This window comes from Pseudomonas poae RE*1-1-14 (assembly GCF_000336465.1).
Taxonomy (GTDB): Bacteria; Pseudomonadota; Gammaproteobacteria; order Pseudomonadales; family Pseudomonadaceae; genus Aquipseudomonas; species Aquipseudomonas poae.
This window is the reverse complement of sequence record NC_020209.1, coordinates 3,398,897-3,419,989: the sequence shown is the minus strand read 5'-3', so window position 1 is coordinate 3,419,989 and position 21,093 is coordinate 3,398,897. Positions and strand designations below refer to the sequence as shown.

The following is a 21,093-nucleotide window of genomic DNA, read 5'->3' as shown; positions in this document are numbered from 1 at the left end:
GGGCCACGGTGACCAGATACTGGAAGGCGGCAGCCGCCATGCTGACAGGGCGGCATTCCTTGCCAGGACCGCGTGCCACGATGGCGGCAACCACAGCCTGCGCAGTTTGCGTCGGCATGAACGCGTGTTGAAGCCGCAGAAGTGTCCGGATATTCGATTGGATATTACGCACCATTCGTTTGAGGGCTTGATGAGTCAAGTGATGCCGCTGTTGAACCCATGAAGCGCGAGAGAATGCCTGGAGCGGCCGGCTCGGTCGCAACGGTATCAAAGCGGCGCACACTCATCCCCCACCCCGGCGCAAACCCCGGGAAGAACACCAGGCCTTCAGCCTCCAAGCGAAACGCCAGTGCCAGGCGGACCTCATCGTCCACCTGCGCGCGGCTTTCAAACTGTTGTACCGACGCCACCGATACACCGGCCTGACGGGCCAGGTCTTCGTGGCTCCAGCCCAGCATGGCACGGGCCTGCACGCTGTGTTGGGCGGTGAATTGGTGCAGGACGATCTGCTGGTCTACGAACGAGCTCATTGCCAGAGAGGACATGAGGTTTCTCCAGGAAGTGACGGGAGCGCAAACTATACTGTTTTTTTGTACAGGTGTTTGTGCCGTTCATCTACTGGGCTTTTAAACAGTGTTTTGACTTTGTGTTTTTCGCGTGGGGGCCGCGCTGCGACGCAAGGGTTGGAGAACCTGCGCCCCCGTGAATTAATGCCCGCATCGGTTAAACGCAAGCACATCCTGTTGGCCATTCATTTGAAAACACGCTACTGCATGCTGGATGCGGCGAAGGTTCAGCAGTCACGTGAACAGTATCGGCAAATGTGGCGTGCGCCGCACGCTACTGCTTAAAGCGTCTGCAGCCCCGGCGCTTCCCGAATAATCAGATGATCCAGGTTCTCGATATTCGCGCTGAACACCCCGAACGTCTGCTCGGGGTTCTTCTTGCTCGGCACCTGTTTCAGCTCCGGCGTCACACCGTAAAAGAAACAATACAGTTCCCGCTCACTGCTCGCCGCCGCCTTGATCTGCTCCAGAAACGCCATGCGCTTGCGGTAGTTCTCGATGAGTTTTTTGCTCAGGTACACGTTGACCGAGTAAGGCTTTTTGTCGAGCCATACCTTCTTTTCAAAGTCGATGCGAAAGCTGCTGGTGTAGTCCTTGATGGCCTTGACCTTGCCCCAATAGATCAGGCCCTTGTTGTCCTGCAGGTATTCGATCTTCTTGAAAAACGTCCAATAGGTCGCGGTGTGTTCGCCAATCTTCAGCGGCATGGCCTTGAGCCGGTCCTTGTCGTCGATGTTCGATACGTAGCATTCCACCGGGTGGGCGAACACGCTGGTTTTGTCCGGGGTGGTGTCACTTGAACTCACCGGCAAGCTGACGCGGTTGGCGGGCGGGTTCGCAGGCGTCGGCAAGGCCTGCCCCTCGCTGCCGGCGGCGGGTGTTTTGCGTGGGTAGCTGCGGCGCGTCAACACAAATTCCGAAGGGAAATTATCCTCGCGCGCGTCGTCACTTTCTCCGCTCGCGGCCTTATGCAGGCTGGCATAGCGGCAGCCATCGATATGCTGCGTGCCGGTCCTGTTCTTGAAGTGGGGCGTGCGCAGGTAATTGACGTTTTTCGCGTTGAACGTGGCCAGCGTATTGCCCGCCTCGAACGCCGTCCGGCAGGCATCGTTGGGGCACAGGAAGCTGTCCGTGTCGGAGTCGTAAGCGGTGGTTTCGTCGAAATTCAGGTCCCGCACGTCGTAGATCGACAGCTTGTCATCGAGACTCAGGCTATAGGCCGTATCGAATTTCATGGGGCTCGGGTCCGTGAGAGGCATAGCCCGATACTACGCAACTATCAGACTGACGCAGAGCAAAAATGTGGGAGGCTCCGCCAAGTCTTCGACTTAACGCTGTCGCGCAGCAAACTGGAGCCTATGTGGCGAGCGGGCTTGCCCCGCGTTGGGGTGCGCAGCAGCCCCCAATGAAGGGAAACACGGTGTACCTGACACTGCCCGGAGCACGGTTTTGGGGCTGCTGCGCAGCCCAACGCAGGACAAGCCTGCTCGCCACAGGAATGTGGCTGCCTGGAATTTCAGGTTTTAAATCAAAAAGTTATTTTGTGTTTGATAAGAGCTGTCGAGCCCCGGCGAGGCAGCGATGGGATCGCCTCGGTACACCGCCAGCCCCCACCCTCGCGCATCAACGCTGCAACCGCGGCCGCCGCTTCTTCTTCGCATGAAAATGCCGAAAATGCGCATCCTGCGCCGCCGCCAGCAACTCCCGATCCCCGCGCGTATCGCCCCAGGCTCTGAGCCGATAGGCTCCCAGGTCCCCATACACCGCTTCAAGGCGCAGAACCTTGTTCTCGCAGCGGCAATTATTCCCCGTGAGCTTGCCGGTCAGCACGCCGTCCACCACCTCAAGCTCGGTCCCGATCAAGCGAATCCCCAGCCGATCGGCAAACGGCTGCAACACCAGCGCCGGCGACGCCGAACACAGCGTGACCACCGCCCCCGACCCCAATTCCTGCTCCACCGACAACACGCCCGCCGGACGCATCAACCGCGCCCAATTACGCTGGCAATACTCCTCGGCCTTGCGCTGCACCCACGTCTTCTCCACCCCGGCCATAAAGGTACGGATCAACTGCGCCTTCAACTCATCCCGACTGATCTGCCGCACCAGAAAACGCAGCCCCGGCACCGCCAACTTCACGATGCGGCCATAGAACGCGCCAGTGCCGAAAGCAAACTTGAGGAAGGGCACGAAACTGTCGTGGTGGGTGAGGGTGCCGTCGAAGTCAAAGACAGAGAGTACTTTGGCGTCAGCGGGGCCGGCTTCGAGCATGTCTGGGTTCACGGGTTGGCCTCGGTCCTATCGAATATGTTTGAACTGCATCAGGTGTGACCGCAGGAGTTTACTCCCGTGCCAATCTTCCGACGTTGGCGTAAAGCGCTTCAGTGAAAGCATCCCGATCGCTCGACCGGTGACAACGCTGATGGCAATTGGGGCACAAGGCTACAGCATTGGCGATGCGATCCGAACCCTTCTGGGCGAGGTGCTTGACGTGATGTACTTCAAGAAATGGCAAACCGTCGACCTCGAAAGGCGGTTTGCATCAACCTGTCGGGGATGATGTTGTTGTAAGAAGATCTTCTTAATTGATCTGGCATAAAAAAGCCCTGAAGTAGTCAGGGCTTTCTGCGTTACTTGGCTAAAGAGTCAATCCCAGCTCAGCGCGCCGCCGGTCTGGTACTCGATCACGCGGGTTTCGAAGAAGTTTTTCTCTTTTTTCAAATCCATGATTTCGCTCATCCACGGGAACGGGTTAGTCGTCCCTGGATACTCTTCCTTCAACCCAATCTGCGACAGACGACGGTTTGCAATGAACTTGAGGTAGTCCTCCATCATTGCCGCATTCATGCCGAGTACACCGCGCGGCATGGTGTCGCGCGCATATTCGATCTCAAGTTGAGTGCCCTGGAGAATCATCTGCGTCGCTTCTTCTTTCATCTCGGCATCCCACAAGTGCGGGTTTTCGATTTTGATCTGGTTGATCACGTCGATACCGAAGTTCAGGTGCATCGACTCATCGCGCAGGATGTACTGGAACTGCTCGGCCACGCCGGTCATTTTGTTGCGGCGGCCCATGGACAGGATCTGGGTGAAGCCGCAATAAAAGAAGATGCCTTCCAGTACGCAGTAATAGGCGACGAGGTTGCGCAGCAGCTCTTTGTCGGTGTCTACGGTGCCGGTTTCGAACTTCGGATCGGAGATCGAGCGGGTGTACTTCAAGCCCCAGGCGGCCTTTTTGGCGACCGATGGAATCTCGTGGTACATGTTGAAGATTTCGCCTTCATCCATGGCCAAGGATTCGATGCAGTACTGGTAGGCGTGGGTGTGGATCGCTTCTTCGAAGGCCTGGCGCAGGATGTACTGGCGGCATTCCGGGTTGGTGATCAGGCGGTACACGGCCAGCACCAGGTTGTTGGCGACCAGCGAATCGGCGGTGGAGAAGAAGCCCAGGTTGCGCATGACGATGCGGCGTTCGTCATCGGTGAGGCCTTCGGGGGTCTTCCACAGGGCGATGTCGGCGGTCATGTTGACCTCTTGCGGCATCCAGTGGTTGGCGCAGCCGTCGAGGTACTTTTGCCAGGCCCAGTCGTATTTGAAGGGCACGAGTTGGTTGAGGTCGGCGCGGCAGTTGATCATGCGCTTTTCGTCGACGGCCACGCGGGCGGCGGAGCCTTCGAGTTCGGCGAGGCCTTCGGCGACGTCGAGTTTGTCCAGCGCTGCCTTGGCGCGCACGATGGCGGCGGAGTCACTGGCGGTGACGGCGCGGGCTTCGATGGCAGCCGCGGCGCCGGCACCGTCGAGGCGGTCCATGTTGGCTTCGGTGGCATGGCCGGCATTGGCGCCTTTGATGGCGACTTCGCCGTCTTCTTCTTTATCGAATTCGTCCCAGCTCAGCATGACGTGTCGTCTCCTGCGTGAGGGCGCAAAGGTGCCCGTGTGAAACCGGATGGTTGGGTGTTCACACGGCCCCAGGGCCGCGGTGGATCTTAAGGAATCGTTTGTTGCAGCAGCTCGCGCAGGCAAAAAAACGGAATGGGCTAACGGGTGCTGCGTGAGGCTTGAGGGGCGCAGGTGCAGGTGCTTGCCCTGGCGATGCCTCAGGTCTGGCTCTTCGTCCCTGTGTAAAGGGATATTGCAGGCCCGATTTACCCGCGCATTATAGGGAAAAAATCGGCTTTGTGTTGTGGCGGATGGTCACGGTGTGGGCGCAGCAAGGTGGGTATTTGGGCTAAGGCGAGGATTTACAGGGGGTTAGCGAGGCAGGAAATTTTTGAGGCGTGGTGGGGGTGGTTTGTTGATGCTGGGGGAGGGCATTTGGCGTGATTGCGGTGGGCTCGGGAGCAGGGTGATGGCTTGGATCGCTATCGCAGGCAAGCCAGCGCCCACAGTTGACTCGTGTTCCAAGTCAAGAGGCTCTTGGCCGCAAGAGCGCTGTCCTGCGGCGCGCAAGAGACCGGTTATCCGTTGGAGCAACCGCCGCCCATCACGTGATAGTTGAGAATATGCCGCTGACCCTGGGAATCGTCATATTCCATTTGCACCGGTACTACGCGGCATACCTCTGGAACATTGCTCATGTGCACAACTTTCGCGACATCCAAGTGGGTGCTGTAGCTGTAGTCTTCAACAATCGGCGTATTGCGGCCGGCCAGTTCGGTGGGGGCCTCGTCGGCCAGGGCGGTGGTGGCGCACAGGCTGCTCAGGGTCATTACCAGTAAAGCTTTCATCGGGTCTGTCTACCTTTTTCAGGGCGAGAGGGGTCACGAGGCCCTTGTGAGGCCACGCGTGTAACGTGGGAGTTGGGAAGTTCGGATTAACGTGGCCTGGGTGGGGGCTGTTGCATTGTTAATCTCGGTGCCTTGTTGGCGGAGTCGATTTTAGGCGTGCGGGCGCTGTTCATATACCCGTGCTTTTGATAAACACTTTTGGTGGTTTTTGTAACAATCGGCCGATCAAGGTTTTTTCAGCGTGTCGCAAAGCGCCATGGGGCGCGGGCCAGAGCGGCAAGCGCTATGGCGGGGCAATTTGTAGGGTCTTGTTACTACCATCGTCGAATGGTTCTATAGGTCTGGCCCGGCTACAACGGGGCCATACAACAACAACTATGTCACCGAGGTAAGAAAGATGAGTGCGGCTTCCCTGTACCCCGTTCGCCCCGAAGTAGCAGCCAACACGCTGACCGACGAGGCGACCTACAAGGCGATGTACCAGCAGTCGGTGGTCAATCCCGATGGCTTCTGGCGCGAGCAAGCCCAGCGTCTGGACTGGATCAAGCCTTTCACCACGGTGAAGCAGACGTCGTTCGATGATCATCATGTGGACATCAAGTGGTTCGCCGATGGCACCTTGAACGTTTCCTACAACTGCCTGGACCGTCACCTCGCCGAGCGGGGCGACCAGATCGCGATCATCTGGGAGGGCGATGACCCTGCCGAGAGCCGCAACATCACCTACCGCGAGCTGCATGAGCAGGTCTGCAAGTTCGCCAACGCCCTGCGTGGCCAGGACGTGCACCGTGGCGACGTGGTAACCATCTACATGCCGATGATCCCCGAAGCCGTGGTCGCCATGCTGGCCTGTACCCGCATCGGCGCGATCCACTCGGTGGTATTTGGCGGTTTTTCCCCCGAAGCCCTGGCCGGTCGCATCATCGACTGTAAGTCGAAGGTCGTGATCACCGCCGACGAAGGCATCCGTGCAGGTAAGAAGATTCCGCTCAAGGCCAACGTCGACGACGCGCTGACCAACCCGGAAACCAGCAGCATCCAGAAGGTCATCGTGTGCAAGCGCACCAATGGCGCGATCAAGTGGAACCAGCATCGCGACATCTGGTACGAAGACCTGATGAAAGTGGCCGGCACCGTGTGTGCGCCCAAAGAGATGGGCGCTGAAGAAGCGCTGTTCATCCTTTATACCTCCGGTTCCACCGGCAAACCCAAGGGCGTGCAACACACCACCGGCGGCTACCTGTTGTACGCGGCGCTCACCCACGAGCGCGTGTTCGACTACCGCCCGGGCGAAATCTACTGGTGCACCGCTGACGTGGGCTGGGTCACCGGCCACACTTACATCGTCTACGGCCCGCTGGCCAATGGCGCGACCACCGTGCTGTTCGAAGGCGTGCCCAACTACCCGGACATCACCCGGGTGGCGAAAATCGTCGACAAGCACAAGGTCAACATCCTCTACACGGCACCGACCGCGATCCGCGCAATGATGGCCTCGGGCACCGCTGCCTGCGAAGGCGCCGATGGCAGCAGCCTGCGTCTGCTTGGCTCGGTGGGCGAGCCGATCAACCCCGAAGCGTGGGACTGGTACTACAAGAACGTCGGCCAATCCCGTTGCCCGATTGTCGACACTTGGTGGCAAACCGAAACCGGCGGCAACATGATGAGCCCTCTGCCGGGCGCCCATGCGCTCAAGCCGGGCTCGGCGGCGCGGCCGTTCTTTGGCGTGGTGCCGGCCCTGGTGGACAACCTGGGCAACCTGATCGAAGGCGCGGCCGAAGGCAACCTGGTGATCCTCGATTCTTGGCCGGGCCAGGCGCGTACGCTGTTTGGCGACCATGACCGGTTTGTGGACACCTACTTCAAAACCTTCCGTGGCATGTACTTCACCGGTGACGGTGCGCGGCGTGACGAGGACGGTTACTACTGGATCACCGGGCGGGTGGATGACGTGCTGAACGTGTCCGGCCACCGCATGGGCACGGCCGAAATCGAAAGTGCCATGGTGGCGCACCCGAAAGTCGCGGAAGCGGCGGTGGTGGGCGTGCCGCACGACATCAAGGGGCAGGGCATCTATGTGTACGTCACCCTTAAAAATGGCGAAGAACCGAACGAAGCGCTGCGCCTGGAACTGAAGAACTGGGTGCGCAAGGAGATCGGCCCTATTGCCTCGCCGGACGTGATCCAGTGGGCGCCGGGCTTGCCGAAGACGCGCTCGGGGAAAATCATGCGGCGCATTCTGCGCAAGATTGCCACGGCTGAATACGACGGGCTGGGGGATATCTCCACCCTGGCTGATCCGGGTGTGGTGGCGCAGTTGATCGAGACGCACAAAACCATGAACGCCGCGTAAAGCGCAGGAAACACAGAAGGTCCAAGGTGGGAGGGGGCTTGCTCCCGATAGCGGTGGTTCAGTTGAAGCCTGTTTGACTGACACGCCGCCATCGGGAGCAAGCCCCCTCCCACATTTTTTGAATCACATTCCCCGGGCCGATCTGTCTTGCCAATAAATATCCGCTTCTGCGGGTTCAGACTTACAAGCGTTACCGCCCGGCGCAAATGTGTAACCCGCCGCCCAACCCTGAGGCATCCGCCTACATCCTGGCGCGCAAAAGCCGCACTTCATCCCCCTCGGAAATAAGATTTAACACCACACTTGCCGTCCCATAAGGGTTTGCGAATAATAGGCCCGCAATTTGCAGCATCAACAGGTTTAATATCTTTTGTCTCTGCATAAAACTCAGAGGCTGTCAACGTGCTGGAACCGCTTTCTCGGTGCTTCTGTAAATTGTTGTCGCATTGAGGAAATATCGGCTTCCGGCCTGTCGTTAGAATGCCGATCACCCGCTCGTCGTCGCAGGCAGTGCCTGGGCATGGACGCAGCGCCGCTATTCGGTTTCAACCTTCGCCGCATCGTGGGCCATGGCTCATACTGCTGTTTTGCCCTATACCGATGGAGTCCCATGATGAAGAAACTCGTGCTGTTGGGCGCCCTGGCGCTGTCCGTGTTGTCGATGCAGGCTTTCGCTGAAGGCAAGCCTCTGAAAATTGGTATCGAAGCGGCTTACCCTCCGTTTGCCTCCAAGGCGCCGGATGGCAGCATCGTCGGTTTTGACTACGACATCGGCAACGCCCTGTGCGAAGAGATGCAGGTCAAGTGCACCTGGGTCGAGCAGGAGTTCGACGGCCTGATCCCCGCGCTGAAAGTGCGCAAGATCGACGCGATCCTGTCGTCCATGTCCATCACTGACGACCGCAAGAAGTCGGTGGACTTCACCAACCGCTACTACCTGACCCCGGCGCGCCTGGTATTGAAGGAAGGCACCACCGTCAGCGACAGCCTGGACGAACTCAAGGGCAAGAAGATCGGCGTACAGCGTGGCTCGATCCACGACCGTTTCGCCCGTGAAGTGCTGGCGCCAAAAGGTGCTGACATCAAGGGTTACAGCACCCAGAACGAAATCTACCTGGACGTGGCCGCTGGCCGCCTCGACGGCACCGTGGCCGACGCCACCCTGCTCGAAGACGGTTTCCTCAAGACCGACGCCGGCAAAGGCTACGCGTTCGTGGGCCCGGCTTTCACCGACGTCAAATACTTCGGCGACGGCGTAGGTATCGCGGTCCGCAAGGGCGACAAGGAAAACCTGGACCGCATCAACGCAGCGATCGCCGCGATTCGTGCCAACGGCAAGTACCAGGCCATCGAGAAAAAGTACTTCAACTTCGACATTTACGGTCCTGAAACCAAGTAAACCGTCTTAGCTGTCAGTCCCCAATGGCGCAAGCAACAGAGCATTCTGAAGTTTGCGCCATTTTTTCATCCCCCCTTTTCGAGGACCTGAATCATGTTGAAAGGCTACGGGGCCGTTATCCTCGATGGCGCATGGTTGACGCTTCAGCTCGCCTTGTCGTCGATGGCCTTGGCCATTGTTCTGGGTCTGATCGGGGTCGCGCTGCGCCTGTCGCCGGTGCGCTGGCTGGCCTGGCTGGGTGACTTGTATTCCACGGTGATCCGCGGGATCCCCGACCTGGTGCTGATCCTGCTGATTTTCTACGGCGGTCAGGACCTGCTCAACCGCGTCGCGCCGATGCTCGGCTTTGACGACTATATTGACTTGAACCCCATGGCCGCCGGCATCGGCACCCTGGGTTTCATCTTTGGCGCCTACCTCTCGGAAACCTTCCGCGGCGCCTTCATGGCCATTCCCAAGGGCCAGGCCGAGGCCGGCCTGGCGTATGGGATGAGCAGCTTCCAGGTGTTTTTCCGGGTGATGGTGCCGCAGATGATTAGGCTGGCGATCCCCGGGTTTACCAACAACTGGCTGGTGCTCACCAAGGCCACCGCGCTGATTTCGGTGGTGGGCCTGCAAGACATGATGTTCAAGGCCAAACAGGCGGCCGACGCCACCCGTGAGCCTTTTACCTTCTTCCTCGCAGTGGCGGCGATGTACCTGGTGATCACCAGCGTGTCGTTGCTGGCCTTGCGTTACCTCGAGAAGCGCTACTCGGTAGGCGTAAGGGCGGCCGATCTATGATCTTCGACTACAACGTCATCTGGGAGGCCATGCCGCTGTACCTCGGCGGCCTGCTGACCACCCTCAAACTGCTCGCCATTTCGCTGTTCTTCGGCCTGCTCGCGGCCTTGCCCCTGGGCCTGATGCGCGTGTCCAAACAGCCGATCGTCAATGGCGTCGCCTGGCTCTATACCTACGTGATTCGCGGCACGCCGATGCTGGTGCAGCTGTTTTTGATCTACTACGGCCTGGCCCAGTTCGAGGCGGTGCGCGAAAGCTTCCTGTGGCCGTGGCTGTCGAGCGCCACGTTCTGCGCGTGCCTGGCCTTTGCGATCAACACCAGCGCCTACACCGCCGAGATCATCGCCGGCAGCCTCAAGGCCACGCCCAATGGCGAGATCGAAGCGGCCAAGGCCATGGGCATGTCGCGCTACAAGCTGTACCGCCGCATCCTCTTGCCGTCGGCCCTGCGCCGCGCGCTGCCGCAGTACAGCAACGAAGTGATCATGATGCTGCAGACCACGAGCCTGGCCTCCATCGTCACGCTGATCGACATCACCGGTGCCGCGCGCACGGTGAACGCGCAGTATTACCTGCCGTTCGAAGCCTACATCACCGCCGGCGTGTTCTACCTGTGCCTGACCTTCATCCTGGTGCGCCTGTTCAAGTTGGCCGAGCGCCGCTGGCTGAGCTACCTGGCTCCAAGGAAGCACTGATATGGAACGTATCGACCACCTGTTGCCCTGGGGTCACCTGGGCTGCGAGCGCCAACTGAGCGTGTTTCGCTTTGGCAGCGGCGAGCGCAAGGCCTATATCCAGGCCAGCCTGCACGCCGATGAACTGCCCGGCATGCGCGCCGCCTGGGAGCTGAAAAAACGCCTTGCCGAACTGGAACAGCAAGGTGCCCTCAACGGGGTGATCGAGCTGGTGCCGGTGGCCAATCCGATGGGCCTGGGCCAGCTGTTGCAAGGCAGCCACCAGGGCCGTTTTGAAGTGGGCAGCGGCAAGAATTTCAACCGTGATTTCGTCGAACTCAGCGAGCCGGTTGCGCAGTTGCTGCACCGCAAGCTTGGCGACGATCCCCACGCCAATGTGCGCCTGATCCGCCAGGCAATGAACGACGCGCTCAACGCCTTGCCCGAACCCGCCAGCCAGCTGCAGGGCATGCAGCGCGTGCTGCTGAGCCATGCCTGTACCGCCGACATCGTCCTTGACCTGCATTGCGACGCCGAAGCCGCACTGCACATGTATGCGCTGCCCCAGCACTGGCCGCAGTGGCGTTCGCTGGCGGCGCATTTGAACGTGAAGGTCGGCCTGCTGGCGGAAGACTCCGGTGGCAGCTCGTTTGACGAGGCCTGCTCGTTACCGTGGCTGCGTTTGTCGCGGGCGTTCCCCGAAGCGCAGATCCCGCTGGCGTGCCTGGCGACCACCCTGGAGTTGGGCGGACAGGCCGATACCGGGCGTGACGAAGCCATCTTCCACGCCGAAGGCATTCTCGCGTTTCTCGCCGAGCAGGGCCTGATCAAGGGTGAATGGCCCGCGCCCCAGTACGAGGCCTGCGAGGGCGTGCCCTTCGAAGGCACCGAGTTGCTGTTCGCGCCCCACGCCGGAGTGATCAGTTACCTGCGTAAAGCCGGTGAGCGGGTAGACGCCGGCGATGAAATTTTTGAAGTGATCGACCCCGTCAACGACCGTGTGAGCACTGTCTGTGCGGGCACCTCGGGGGTGTTGTTCGCCGTTGAACGGCTGCGTTATGCCCAAGCGGGTTTCTGGCTGGCCAAGGTGGCGGGGCGCGACGCGCTGCGTCACGGGCGCCTGCTCAACGACTGACCACCTGTTTTTGTGAGAACCGACCGCATGTACAAGCTTGAAGTCCAAGACCTGCATAAACGCTATGGCAGTCATGAAGTGCTCAAGGGCGTGTCCCTGGCCGCCGCGGCCGGTGATGTGATCAGCATCATCGGCTCCAGCGGTTCAGGCAAAAGCACCTTTTTGCGCTGCATCAACCTGCTGGAGCAGCCCCACGCCGGCAAGATTCTGCTCAACAACGAAGAGCTGAACCTGGTGGCCAACAAGGACGGCGCCCTGCGCGCCGCCGACCCTAAACAGTTGCAGCGCATGCGTTCGCGGCTGTCCATGGTGTTCCAGCATTTCAACCTGTGGTCGCACATGACCGCGCTGGAAAACGTGATGGAAGCCCCGGTGCACGTGCTTGGCGTATCGAAAAAAGAAGCCCGCGAAAAGGCCGAGCACTACCTGGCCAAGGTCGGCGTGGGTCATCGCAAGGACGCGTTCCCCGGGCACATGTCCGGCGGCGAGCAGCAGCGCGTGGCCATTGCCCGCGCCCTGGCGATGGAGCCGGAGGTGATGCTGTTCGACGAACCCACCTCCGCGCTGGACCCGGAGCTGGTGGGCGAAGTGCTCAAGGTGATGCAGGACCTGGCCCAGGAAGGCCGCACCATGGTGGTGGTGACCCACGAAATGGGCTTTGCCCGTGAAGTGTCGAACCAGTTGGTGTTCCTGCACAAAGGCATCGTCGAAGAGCGCGGCAACCCGCGCGAAGTGCTGGTGAACCCGCAGTCCGAGCGCTTGCAGCAGTTCCTGTCCGGCAGCTTGAAATAATCCTCACCGCTGGGAATTGCCTTTGCTTTATGTGGGAGGGGGCTTGCTCCCCGCAGCAGTGTGTCAGTCAACACGTGTGTAGCTGCCATGCCGCCATCGGCGGCAAGCCACCTCCCACATGGATCTTCATCAGTTTTTGAGATTTGTGTTGGTTTACGGGCTAGCATTGGCCCTTGTCTTCATTACCGTTCTTCGTTTCGGATAGCCTCAATGACCGCCCACAAAATTGGTTTTCTCATCTGGCCCAGCACCAAGGCACTGACGCTTGCGCTGGCTGAGGAGGCTTTGCGCGTTGCTCAGCGGGTGCATCCGGAAGTGATCTACGAGCTGTCGTTCCTGCTCGCCGAACCGGCCATGGAAGGCGCTTGGCAATTGCCGGGCGAGCCGTGGGCGGGCAGGCTTGAAGGCTTTCAGAAACTGTTCCTGCTGGCGGACGAGCCGCCCACCGTCATCGCGTCCCAGCTCAGCAGCGCGCTCAAGCAACTGGTGCGCGCCGGCTGTGTGATCGGTGGCCTGTCGGCCGGTGTGTACCCGCTGGCCCAGCTCGGTTTGCTCGACGGCTACCGCGCCGCCGTGCACTGGCGCTGGCAGGACGACTTTGCCGAGCGCTTCCCCAAGGTCATCGCCACCAGCCACCTGTTCGACTGGGACCGCGACCGCCTGACGGCTTGCGGCGGCATGTCGGTGCTCGACCTGCTGCTGGCGGTGTTGGCCCGCGACCACGGCGCCGAACTGGCCGGTGCGGTCTCCGAAGAGCTGGTGGTGGAACGCATCCGCGAAGGCGGCGAGCGCCAGCGTATTCCGCTGCAAAACCGCCTGGGCTCCAGCCATCCGAAGCTGACCCAGGCCGTATTGCTGATGGAAGCCAACATCGAAGAGCCTTTGACCACCGATGAAATCGCCCAGCATGTGTGCGTGTCGCGACGACAGCTTGAAAGGATCTTCAAGCAGTACCTCAACCGTGTTCCCAGCCAGTACTACCTGGAATTGCGCCTGAACAAGGCGCGCCAGATGCTCATGCAGACCAGCAAGTCGATCATCCAGATCGGCCTGTCGTGCGGCTTTTCCTCGGGGCCGCACTTCTCCAGCGCCTACCGCAACTTCTTCGGCGCCACCCCTCGCGAAGACCGCAACCAACGGCGCAGCAGCAGCCCGTTCGAGTTGTCGTCGGTGCCGTCCGAACGCGGTTGATGGGCGAGCGTGCGGGCTATTGCTCCATCGGCTCCGGCGTGACAGGTCGCTGCACCGGATTGCCTGCCGCATCCTGGTGAACCGCCTCGACATTCAGGTCATTACCGGTTTGCAGGTAGTACTGCCTGAGGTGATTGAGGCTGCGCGCCGACCAGGGGTTGCCGCTTAGGTCGCACGTGGACTCCAGCGGCCCGCGCAATTCGAACAGCGCCGCTGGCATGTCCTCGATCAGGTTGTCGCTCAGGTCCACCACACGCAGCTCACGCAGGCTGAACATGCCCTCAGGTATCTGGTTGATGCCGGTTTCTTGCAGGTAAAGCGATTCCAGAAGGCTCACGTGACGGACATCCGGTGTGCGGCCCAGCGGGTTGCCGCTCAGGTCCAGGTACTGCAGATGCTGTAGACCCGACAACGCGCTGTTGCTGGCGGGCGTCAAGACGATCTGTGAGTCGATCAGGATGAGCGTGTTCAACTCCGGCAGATTGAATGCCTGGGTGGGAATATCGCCCAGCCTGAATTTGGAAAGGATCAACTGCTGCAGTTTGGGAACGCACTTGAGTAGCCCGTTGACCCCGGTTGTAGTGCCCGCACCCTCAAGGTCAATCACCGTCACATGCTCAAGGCGTGCATTCACGTGCGGCAGCTCGCCGATGATGGGCTGGTTGAATGTCAGGATATGGCTTCGCCCACTGAGGTTGTCGTCATCCGGCGCGGTTTCGCGGCGCCAGGCTTGCTCGAGCAGTTGCTTGAACGCCTGGCGATTGAGCTGGTCCTGCGCGCGCGTCTGCAGGTCCAGTGGCTCATCCTGCACAGGATGGTGTTCCGGCGTATCGATGGCCCATTCCTGCAGGTCGGTGCGCATTTGCTCGTATTCCTGTTCAAGCGCCTCGATGGCCGGCTCGGCGGCGTCCAGATCGCCGGGCAGCTCGAAGAAAAAGCGATTGGAGCGCGCCTCCGAGAAGGTGGGGTACAGCGCCTTGATGCGGTCGCGCAACGCGGCAGGCGCATCGGCGCCAAAGTCTTCGCCGGTGCGCTGGCAGTAAGCCTTGATCTGCATGAGCGTTGCCCGCGACAGCGGATTGCGAGAGAGATCGAATGCGTCAGTGAGAATTGTGGACAGTTGGAAGGCACTGTCGGGGATCTTCACGATCTGGTTACCACTCAGGTTGACGCTCAGGCGCTCGATGGCCGTCAGCAGGCCGTCGGGAAACTGTTTGAGCTGTGTGTCCGCCAGGTTGATCTCGGTGAGGGTGGGCATCGCGCCAAAGTCGGGGGGCTGACCCAGCGGGTTCTGGCTCAGGTTCAACTGCTTGAGGTCGTTCAAGGTGGCCAGCAACCGGGTGCTTCGGTCGGACAGGGTCAGGCTGCAACGGTGCAGGCTCAAGGAGGACAGTTGCGGCAGTTCGAAGATCGCGTCGGGTATGTCGCCGACGTTGTAGCCTTCGATCGACAGGTCGTTCAGTGCCGGAAAACCTTTGAAGAACAATGACGACTGCAACGGAAAACGTTCGTCCGCCCCCACCAGGCGCAGTTGGCTCACATGATCGAATTGCCCTTCGAGCGGTGGGAATTCGTCACCGATGGGGCTCAGAATTTCCAGGGCATAAGTGGTCAGGATCCGCGAGCTGCTGTGATTCACGTTCACTTCCCGGCGCCAGCAGGCTTTGAGCGACCCGACCAATTGCTGTCGGCGGCTCTGCTGCGCTGTGGTGTCGGCTCGACCGGCCCAGGTGTCGAGCCGGGTGGACAGGTCTGCGTATTCGGCCTCCAGCCGTGCCAGTTCAATCTGACCCATTTCCAGCGTGCCCGGAAGCCCGAAGATATAGCGGTTGACTTGCGCATCGGTGAACGCAGGAAATAGCTGTTTGACTTGACGGACTTCGGTGGCCGGGGCGTCTATCTGCCAGTTCAAGCCCGTACGCTGGTAGAACGCCTTGGCCTGCTCAAGGACATCGCGCGACAGTGGATTACCCGAGAGATCGAAGTTTTTCAGGGTGTCTTCAGGGAGGGTAAAGAACTCGGCAGGCAATTGAGTAATCCGGTTATTGGACAGGCCCGCCATTTCCAGTGCCGGGCGGTTGATCAAGCCCGCGGGGAATTGCGACAGGCGCGTTTGCGATAACTCCAGATACTGCAGATCGACCATGGTTTCGACGCTGGGTGCAAGCTCCAGCGGATTACGGAACAAGTCCAGGGTTCTGAGCCGGTTGAGCGCCGCCAGGGTGTTCAGGCTCTCGGCGTTCAGTGTGATGCTGCAGTTGCTCAAAATCAGGGCATTGAGGTTGGGCATATGGCTGACGGCTGGCGGCAAGTGGCCCAGCGCGGCATCGGTGATGCTGAGGTGGCGAAGCCTGGGAAAGCTGCGCAAAAAGCCATCGGCGTTCAGGGCTGACAGGTCGCCCTTGAGCTCCAGATAGGAGACATGCTCGAAACTCACCCGCAGTGTCGGCAGCTCGCCGCTTTGCGCTGCGTTCACAATAATTTTCAGGCCGTTGCGGGCCGGTGGCTCAAAGTAGCGGTCCGTGGGCGTTTCCTGTCGCCAGCCGCGTAATATCTCCTGCATGAACAGCCGGCGACTTTGCACGGCGTCGGCATAGTCCTGGCGGCTCAGCGTGATCTCGCTGCCCGGGTAACGACGCGGCGTGCTGGCGACCCAGCTGTTCAGGTCGTAACCGAGCTGTGCGTACTGATCGCGCATCGCGGCCAATTGAACCCTGGCCCCGCCCGGGCTGCGCTCCAGTTCGGTGAGCAGATTATCTAACTGTTCTTCGCTCTGGGCAGGAAACAGCCGTCGGGCCATTGAGCGTGCGTGCTCAGGGGCCCCAGTGTCTGCCGGCGGGTAACGTTCCATGCCTAGCAGGCGCAGATGGGTGCGCGTATCGGTGGGTCTGGGGGCGGGCTGGGCAGTGATGAGCTTGCGCGCGGACGAACGTTCCAGAGCATGGGTGCGCAAGGTTTGCTTGAGGCGCGAGCCTTGGCCGATATGCAGGTTCACGGCATTGCGCTCGGCGTCGGGCAGCGCCTGGAGAACGGCGGTATAGAAGTCGGTCTCGCCAAACACCGGGCCTTTTTCGTCGCGCGGGGTGTAACGGCCTTCGGGTGAGCGCTCCAGTACTCGCGCAAGACGCGCTCGGGGTTTGCCGATAGCGTCAATCAACGTGGTGTCGGGATGGCGGATCTCCAGGCGCAGCCTTTTGGGCCAGCCGGGCAAGCGTTGCAGCGAGTGCAGGGCCAGGCGGTGCGTGTCCAGATTGTCCGTGGCCTGCAGGTACAAGCCTTCGTAGGCACGGGTGACCCGTGCCTCGTCGCGCAGCGCCTGGGCCAGCTCGCGCAGACGCGCGGGCACGGTGCCCTGGTCGACTTCCTTGAGTTCCAGGCCGCTTGCGCCGTCGAGCAAGGCTTCGCTCGCGCTGCGCGGCAGGCCAACGGTGGTGTCGATCAGCAACTGTTGACGCGCGTTGCTGGGGTCGCCCGCGTTCTGGTAGCGCGAGTCGAAGAGTGAGCGCCGATGCAGTTCGGCCAGGCCCGCGAGTTTTTTCCTCAGCTTGCCGGCGCGGGTGTGCACGGAGGTGACCGGGTCGCCGAAGGCTTCGCCCAGCAGGGTCTTGCGTTGCGGTTCGTCGAGGGCTTCCAGCACGTTGTTGAGCAGGTCGCCGTTCTTGAGCTGGGCTTCATGCAGCTGCGCCACGCTGGCGTTTTCATTGCCGGTCATTTCCCAGACGGTTTTGCCCTCGGCGTCTATCACCCGCAGGGTCTTGGTCTGCGGCCACAGCCCCAGGTCGGTGAGCAGTTGCAGTTGGGTCTGGGCATCGGCCTTGGCGTATACCGCCGCGTCATCGCTGTTCATCTGGTCGATGAAATCCTGCAGCGCCTGGTCGATCTTGAAGCGCTCAAGTGTGTCAGTCAGCAGCGGTGGCGGCTTGTGCTGGTTGAGGTGCATCGAGCGCAATGCGCCTTCGTGGGTGTCGCTGATGTGGCGAATATTGGCCAATTGCTGGTCGTTGAGCGTATGGGTATGGGGCCCCTGGCGTCGCATGAGCGTGGTTTCGTCCCAGTTCCACGGCGTGTCCAGTTCGGTCAGCCAGGCGCCCTTGCCGTTGCTCATCAGCGGCGGGCGATAGGCATTGGGGCGGGTGGGGTGATGCAGGTAGGGCTGCCCGGTGACCGGATCGGTCTGCACCACATAGGGCTTGTCGGCGAGCATCAGCACCTTGACGCCGCTGTGGCTGTGCAGGCCCTCGGCGTCGGGATAGGCCGTTTTGCCAAGTCGGATGTCGTGGGCGTAGGGCTCAAGGTCAGGCTGCCAGAGCCGTGCCTTGCCGTCGGGGAGAGTGACGGGCTTGAGACTGTCAAAAAACTTGACGCTGGTGGCGGGCAGCGCGGTCCGCAGCACGCTCGTTGCGATGTGCCCGCCCACGGCGAACGTGCCCAGTTGCAGCACCTGTTCGACGAACGAGAACAGGTGTTCAAATCCCTCGCGCGTTTGGTCGGCGGTCCAGTCGATGACGCCTTCGATGACCTCGTCGAGCATCTGGTATGCGCTGTAGGCAAGCATCAGCAAACCCACCGGCGGCACGAACGGCGCGGCGATGAAGGCCGCTATCTGCAGGACCTGCGAGGCGACTTTTTCGAGGATGTCCCAGCGTTCCCAGCGTGCCTTTTGGTCAACGCGGGCGGTGGGTACGGCGCGACTGCGGCCATCGTTGTAGACCTTGCTGAGTTTTTTCTGGAACAGATGCTTGAACAGGTCGCCCTTGATCGGCGTGGCACTGAACATCAAGCGTGGACGCTCAACCGGCGTTTCGCGCCAGGACGGTCGTGGGTCACCGCGTGTGTGGGGGTGCCAGGTGACCCTGGACAGCCGCTGATTGAGGTGGGCGAAGAAGTCGCCACGCTCGGCATGGTTGACGAAGCGACTGAAGAATTGCTGATACTCGGTGCTGCGCAAGTGGTTGCCCAAGGCAGTCATGAAGGCGACGAGTGTCGGGTATTGTTTAAGCGGTGCGTGAGGATCATCCGGAATGTAGGCGGTGACGCTGACCGGGTGAGGACGCTCCAGGTCTTCGGCGAACAGCACGATGCCGCTCAGGGGGCTGGACATGATCGAGAGCTCATACGCCAGCAATGGCGCGCAGCTGTCGCGGCGGCCCTGGGCGTCAAGCAGCGCTTGCAACCGTTGGTAGGTCTGGGCGTCGAGCAGGTCCAGCTTCATGCGCGCCATTTGCAGCGCGACGTTCAAGTCTGCCAGGTGATGTTGCTTGAGGTGCCTTTGCAGCGTGTCTGCGGCCACCGGGTTTTTTTCGTCAAAGTACGCCTGCAGGTAACGCTGGTACTGACCGCCGAGGTCCAGTTCTCGGCATAGCGCGGTGAACTGCGCCACGCTCATCAGCCGATCGAGCGCGGGCAGGCTGTCGAATTGACCGCTGGGCGTGGGCTGGGTAATGAAGCCCGATGACGCTTCGTAGCGTTCGTCCTTCTCAAAGTTGTGCAGCGCGGCGTCCAGCAGGGAGACCGTCCAGGTTCTGGCGCCGCCGGTGCGGAGGGGGAACCAGGGGACGCTCTGGGGAATGTAAAGCCTTAGAAAGGTGGTCCGCACGTCGTTCTCAATGCCGAGGCGCTGTTGCAGCAGCGGGGCGCCGAAGTCCTCCGGGGATTTCAGGCTGGCCATGGCGCGGTCCACGGGGATCCTGGCTTTCCAGGCCGCGCTCACGCGGTGTTTCAGGCGTTCGTGCTCCTGGGGGCTGGCATTTTTGTACCAGGGGGGCAGGGCGAGTTGCACCTTGCCAAGCGTGGCACGGTGGCTGGGCGACAGGTCTGTCAGCCAGGCGGGTATGGCCTGCTTGAGGATGTCCTCGTGCAGGTCGCGGTAGGTGAACGGGGCCGGGAGTTGGATGGGCAGCGTGGAAAGTGTCACGGGATCAGGCCTTTACTGGAGGATGATGCGTACCAGCAGACCAATATTTACAGGCCCCCTCGCGGTAGATACATAACCGGTCCAGCGTTTAAACTGCGCCATTGCGATGCTATATGTCGCATTGGCGTAAACCCGCCTGAAACCGGGGTTTGCGCTATAAGAAGTTGTCGCTTGGCGGCAAGGCCGCGCTTGAAACTGTCCCTACAATCCCTGCATCGTCCGCCAGTTCCAGGCGGGCGTTCCTCTTCAGGAGACTCCGATGTCCGTTGAGCAAGCCCCGGTGCAACGCGCCGATTTCGACCAGGTGATGGTGCCCAATTACGCACCCGCCGCCTTTATCCCGGTGCGCGGCCAAGGATCGCGCGTGTGGGACCAGGCCGGTCGCGAGCTGATCGACTTTGCCGGCGGCATCGCGGTCAACGTGTTGGGCCATGCGCACCCGGCGCTGGTCGGCGCGCTGACCGAGCAGGCCAACAAGCTGTGGCATGTGTCCAACGTATTCACCAACGAACCGGCCCTGCGCCTGGCGCACAAGCTGATCGACGCCACCTTTGCCGAGCGTGTGTTCTTCTGCAACTCCGGCGCCGAAGCCAACGAGGCCGCGTTCAAGCTCGCCCGTCGCGTGGCGTTCGACCGGTTCGGCAGCGAGAAATACGAGATCATCGCCGCGCTGAACAGCTTTCACGGCCGGACCCTGTTCACCGTCAATGTCGGCGGTCAGTCCAAGTACTCCGATGGCTTCGGGCCTAAAATTACCGGCATCACCCACGTTCCTTATAACGACCTGGCCGCGCTGAAGGCTGCCGTGTCGGACAAGACCTGCGCGGTGGTGCTCGAGCCGATCCAGGGCGAGGGCGGCGTGCTGCCGGCCGAGCTGGCTTACCTGCAAGGTGCGCGCGAACTGTGCGATGCGCACGACGCGCTGCTGGTGTTCGACGAAGTGCAAACGGGCATGGGCCGCAGCGGCCACCTGTTCGCCTACCAGCACTACGGCGTGACCCCGGACATCCTCACCAGCGCCAAGAGCCTGGGCGGCGGTTTCCCGATTGCGGCGATGCTCACCACCCAAGCGCTGGCCAAGCACCTGGTGGTCGGCACCCACGGCACCACCTACGGCGGCAACCCGCTGGCGTGCGCGGTGGCCGAGGCGGTGATCGACGTGATCAACACCCCGCAGGTGCTGGCGGGTGTGAGCGCCAAACACGCGCAGTTCAAGGCGCGCCTGCAGCAGATCGGCACGCAATACGGCATTTTCAGCGAGGTGCGTGGCTTGGGTCTGTTGATCGGTTGCGTGCTCAGCGATGCGTTCAAAGGCAAGGCCAAGGACGTGTTCAACGCGGCCGAGCAAGAAAACCTGATGGTCCTGCAAGCCGGCCCGGACGTGGTGCGTTTTGCGCCGAGCCTGGTGGTGGAAGAGGCGGATATCAACGAAGGCCTGGATCGTTTTGAGCGTGCGGTAAAAACGCTGACTCAGGCCTGACAGCTACACCGATCCAATGTGGGAGGGGGCTTGCTCCCGATGGCTGTCTGTCAGTTGATGCATCAGAGACTGATTCACC

The 21,093-nt window shown here is 61.0% G+C and carries 14 protein-coding genes and 1 pseudogene; 8 read left to right on the top strand and 7 right to left on the bottom strand.

Annotated elements, in window-relative coordinates; translation table 11 throughout:
- Window positions 1–164: 164 nt before the first annotated feature.
- The 6 genes and pseudogenes from H045_RS14845 to H045_RS14825 form a co-directional block, all read right to left on the bottom strand.
- Window positions 165–545 (bottom strand): helix-turn-helix domain-containing protein, encoded by a 381-nt coding sequence (locus H045_RS14845; RefSeq protein WP_015372784.1) that lies wholly within the window; start codon window positions 543–545, stop codon window positions 165–167.
- A 302-nt stretch (window positions 546–847) separates the two neighbouring features.
- Window positions 848–1,801, bottom strand: a complete 954-nt coding sequence (locus H045_RS14840) for a hypothetical protein (protein WP_015372783.1) — start codon at window positions 1,799–1,801, stop codon at window positions 848–850.
- 388 nt (window positions 1,802–2,189) lie between these two features.
- Window positions 2,190–2,837, bottom strand: coding sequence for an HAD-IB family hydrolase (locus tag H045_RS14835; protein WP_003237904.1), 648 nt, complete (start codon window positions 2,835–2,837; stop codon window positions 2,190–2,192).
- A gap of 70 nt (window positions 2,838–2,907) precedes the next feature.
- Window positions 2,908–3,099: pseudogene (locus H045_RS24605) on the bottom strand (HNH endonuclease); the annotation flags it as partial.
- Between the two features lie 113 nt (window positions 3,100–3,212).
- Entirely contained in the window at window positions 3,213–4,463 is a 1,251-nt protein-coding gene (locus H045_RS14830; RefSeq protein ID WP_015372782.1) for a ribonucleotide-diphosphate reductase subunit beta, read from the bottom strand.
- A gap of 560 nt (window positions 4,464–5,023) precedes the next feature.
- Window positions 5,024–5,293, bottom strand: a complete 270-nt coding sequence (locus tag H045_RS14825; RefSeq protein WP_015372781.1) for a DUF2790 domain-containing protein — start codon at window positions 5,291–5,293, stop codon at window positions 5,024–5,026.
- A gap of 397 nt (window positions 5,294–5,690) precedes the next feature.
- On the opposite strand from H045_RS14825, the gene acs reads away from it, so the two are divergent.
- The 7 genes from acs (at window position 5,691) to argR (ending at window position 13,620) form a co-directional block, all read left to right on the top strand.
- Window positions 5,691–7,646 carry an acetate--CoA ligase gene (gene acs, locus H045_RS14820; protein WP_003233534.1) on the top strand — a complete coding sequence of 652 codons (1,956 nt, stop codon included), beginning with the start codon at window positions 5,691–5,693 and terminating at the stop codon, window positions 7,644–7,646.
- A gap of 613 nt (window positions 7,647–8,259) precedes the next feature.
- The gene (locus H045_RS14815) at window positions 8,260–9,045 is read left to right on the top strand and encodes an ABC transporter substrate-binding protein (protein WP_003233533.1); all 786 of its coding nucleotides are present in this window, start codon (window positions 8,260–8,262) and stop codon (window positions 9,043–9,045) included.
- A gap of 93 nt (window positions 9,046–9,138) precedes the next feature.
- Complete coding sequence (locus tag H045_RS14810) at window positions 9,139–9,828, top strand: ABC transporter permease (RefSeq protein WP_003233531.1); 690 nt, start codon at window positions 9,139–9,141, stop codon at window positions 9,826–9,828.
- On the top strand, window positions 9,825–10,523 hold the full coding sequence (locus H045_RS14805; protein ID WP_003233528.1) for an ABC transporter permease: 699 nt from the start codon (window positions 9,825–9,827) through the stop codon (window positions 10,521–10,523). The genes H045_RS14810 and H045_RS14805 overlap by 4 nt, the downstream gene beginning before the upstream one ends.
- Window position 10,524: 1 nt before the next feature.
- Window positions 10,525–11,637, top strand: a complete 1,113-nt coding sequence (locus H045_RS14800; protein WP_015372780.1) for a succinylglutamate desuccinylase/aspartoacylase family protein — start codon at window positions 10,525–10,527, stop codon at window positions 11,635–11,637.
- A 27-nt stretch (window positions 11,638–11,664) separates the two neighbouring features.
- Window positions 11,665–12,429: an ABC transporter ATP-binding protein gene (locus H045_RS14795; protein ID WP_003233525.1), complete on the top strand. Its 765-nt coding sequence runs from the start codon at window positions 11,665–11,667 to the stop codon at window positions 12,427–12,429.
- A gap of 210 nt (window positions 12,430–12,639) precedes the next feature.
- Window positions 12,640–13,620: a transcriptional regulator ArgR gene (gene argR, locus H045_RS14790; RefSeq protein ID WP_003233524.1), complete on the top strand. Its 981-nt coding sequence runs from the start codon at window positions 12,640–12,642 to the stop codon at window positions 13,618–13,620.
- Between the two features lie 16 nt (window positions 13,621–13,636).
- On the opposite strand, the gene H045_RS14785 is transcribed toward argR, so the two are convergent.
- Entirely contained in the window at window positions 13,637–19,534 is a 5,898-nt protein-coding gene (locus tag H045_RS14785; protein WP_015372779.1) for a leucine-rich repeat domain-containing protein, read from the bottom strand.
- Window positions 19,535–19,793: 259 nt separating this feature from the next.
- Between H045_RS14785 and H045_RS14780 the strand changes: the two genes are divergently transcribed.
- On the top strand, window positions 19,794–21,014 hold the full coding sequence (locus tag H045_RS14780; protein WP_015372778.1) for an aspartate aminotransferase family protein: 1,221 nt from the start codon (window positions 19,794–19,796) through the stop codon (window positions 21,012–21,014).
- Window positions 21,015–21,093: the final 79 nt, after the last annotated feature.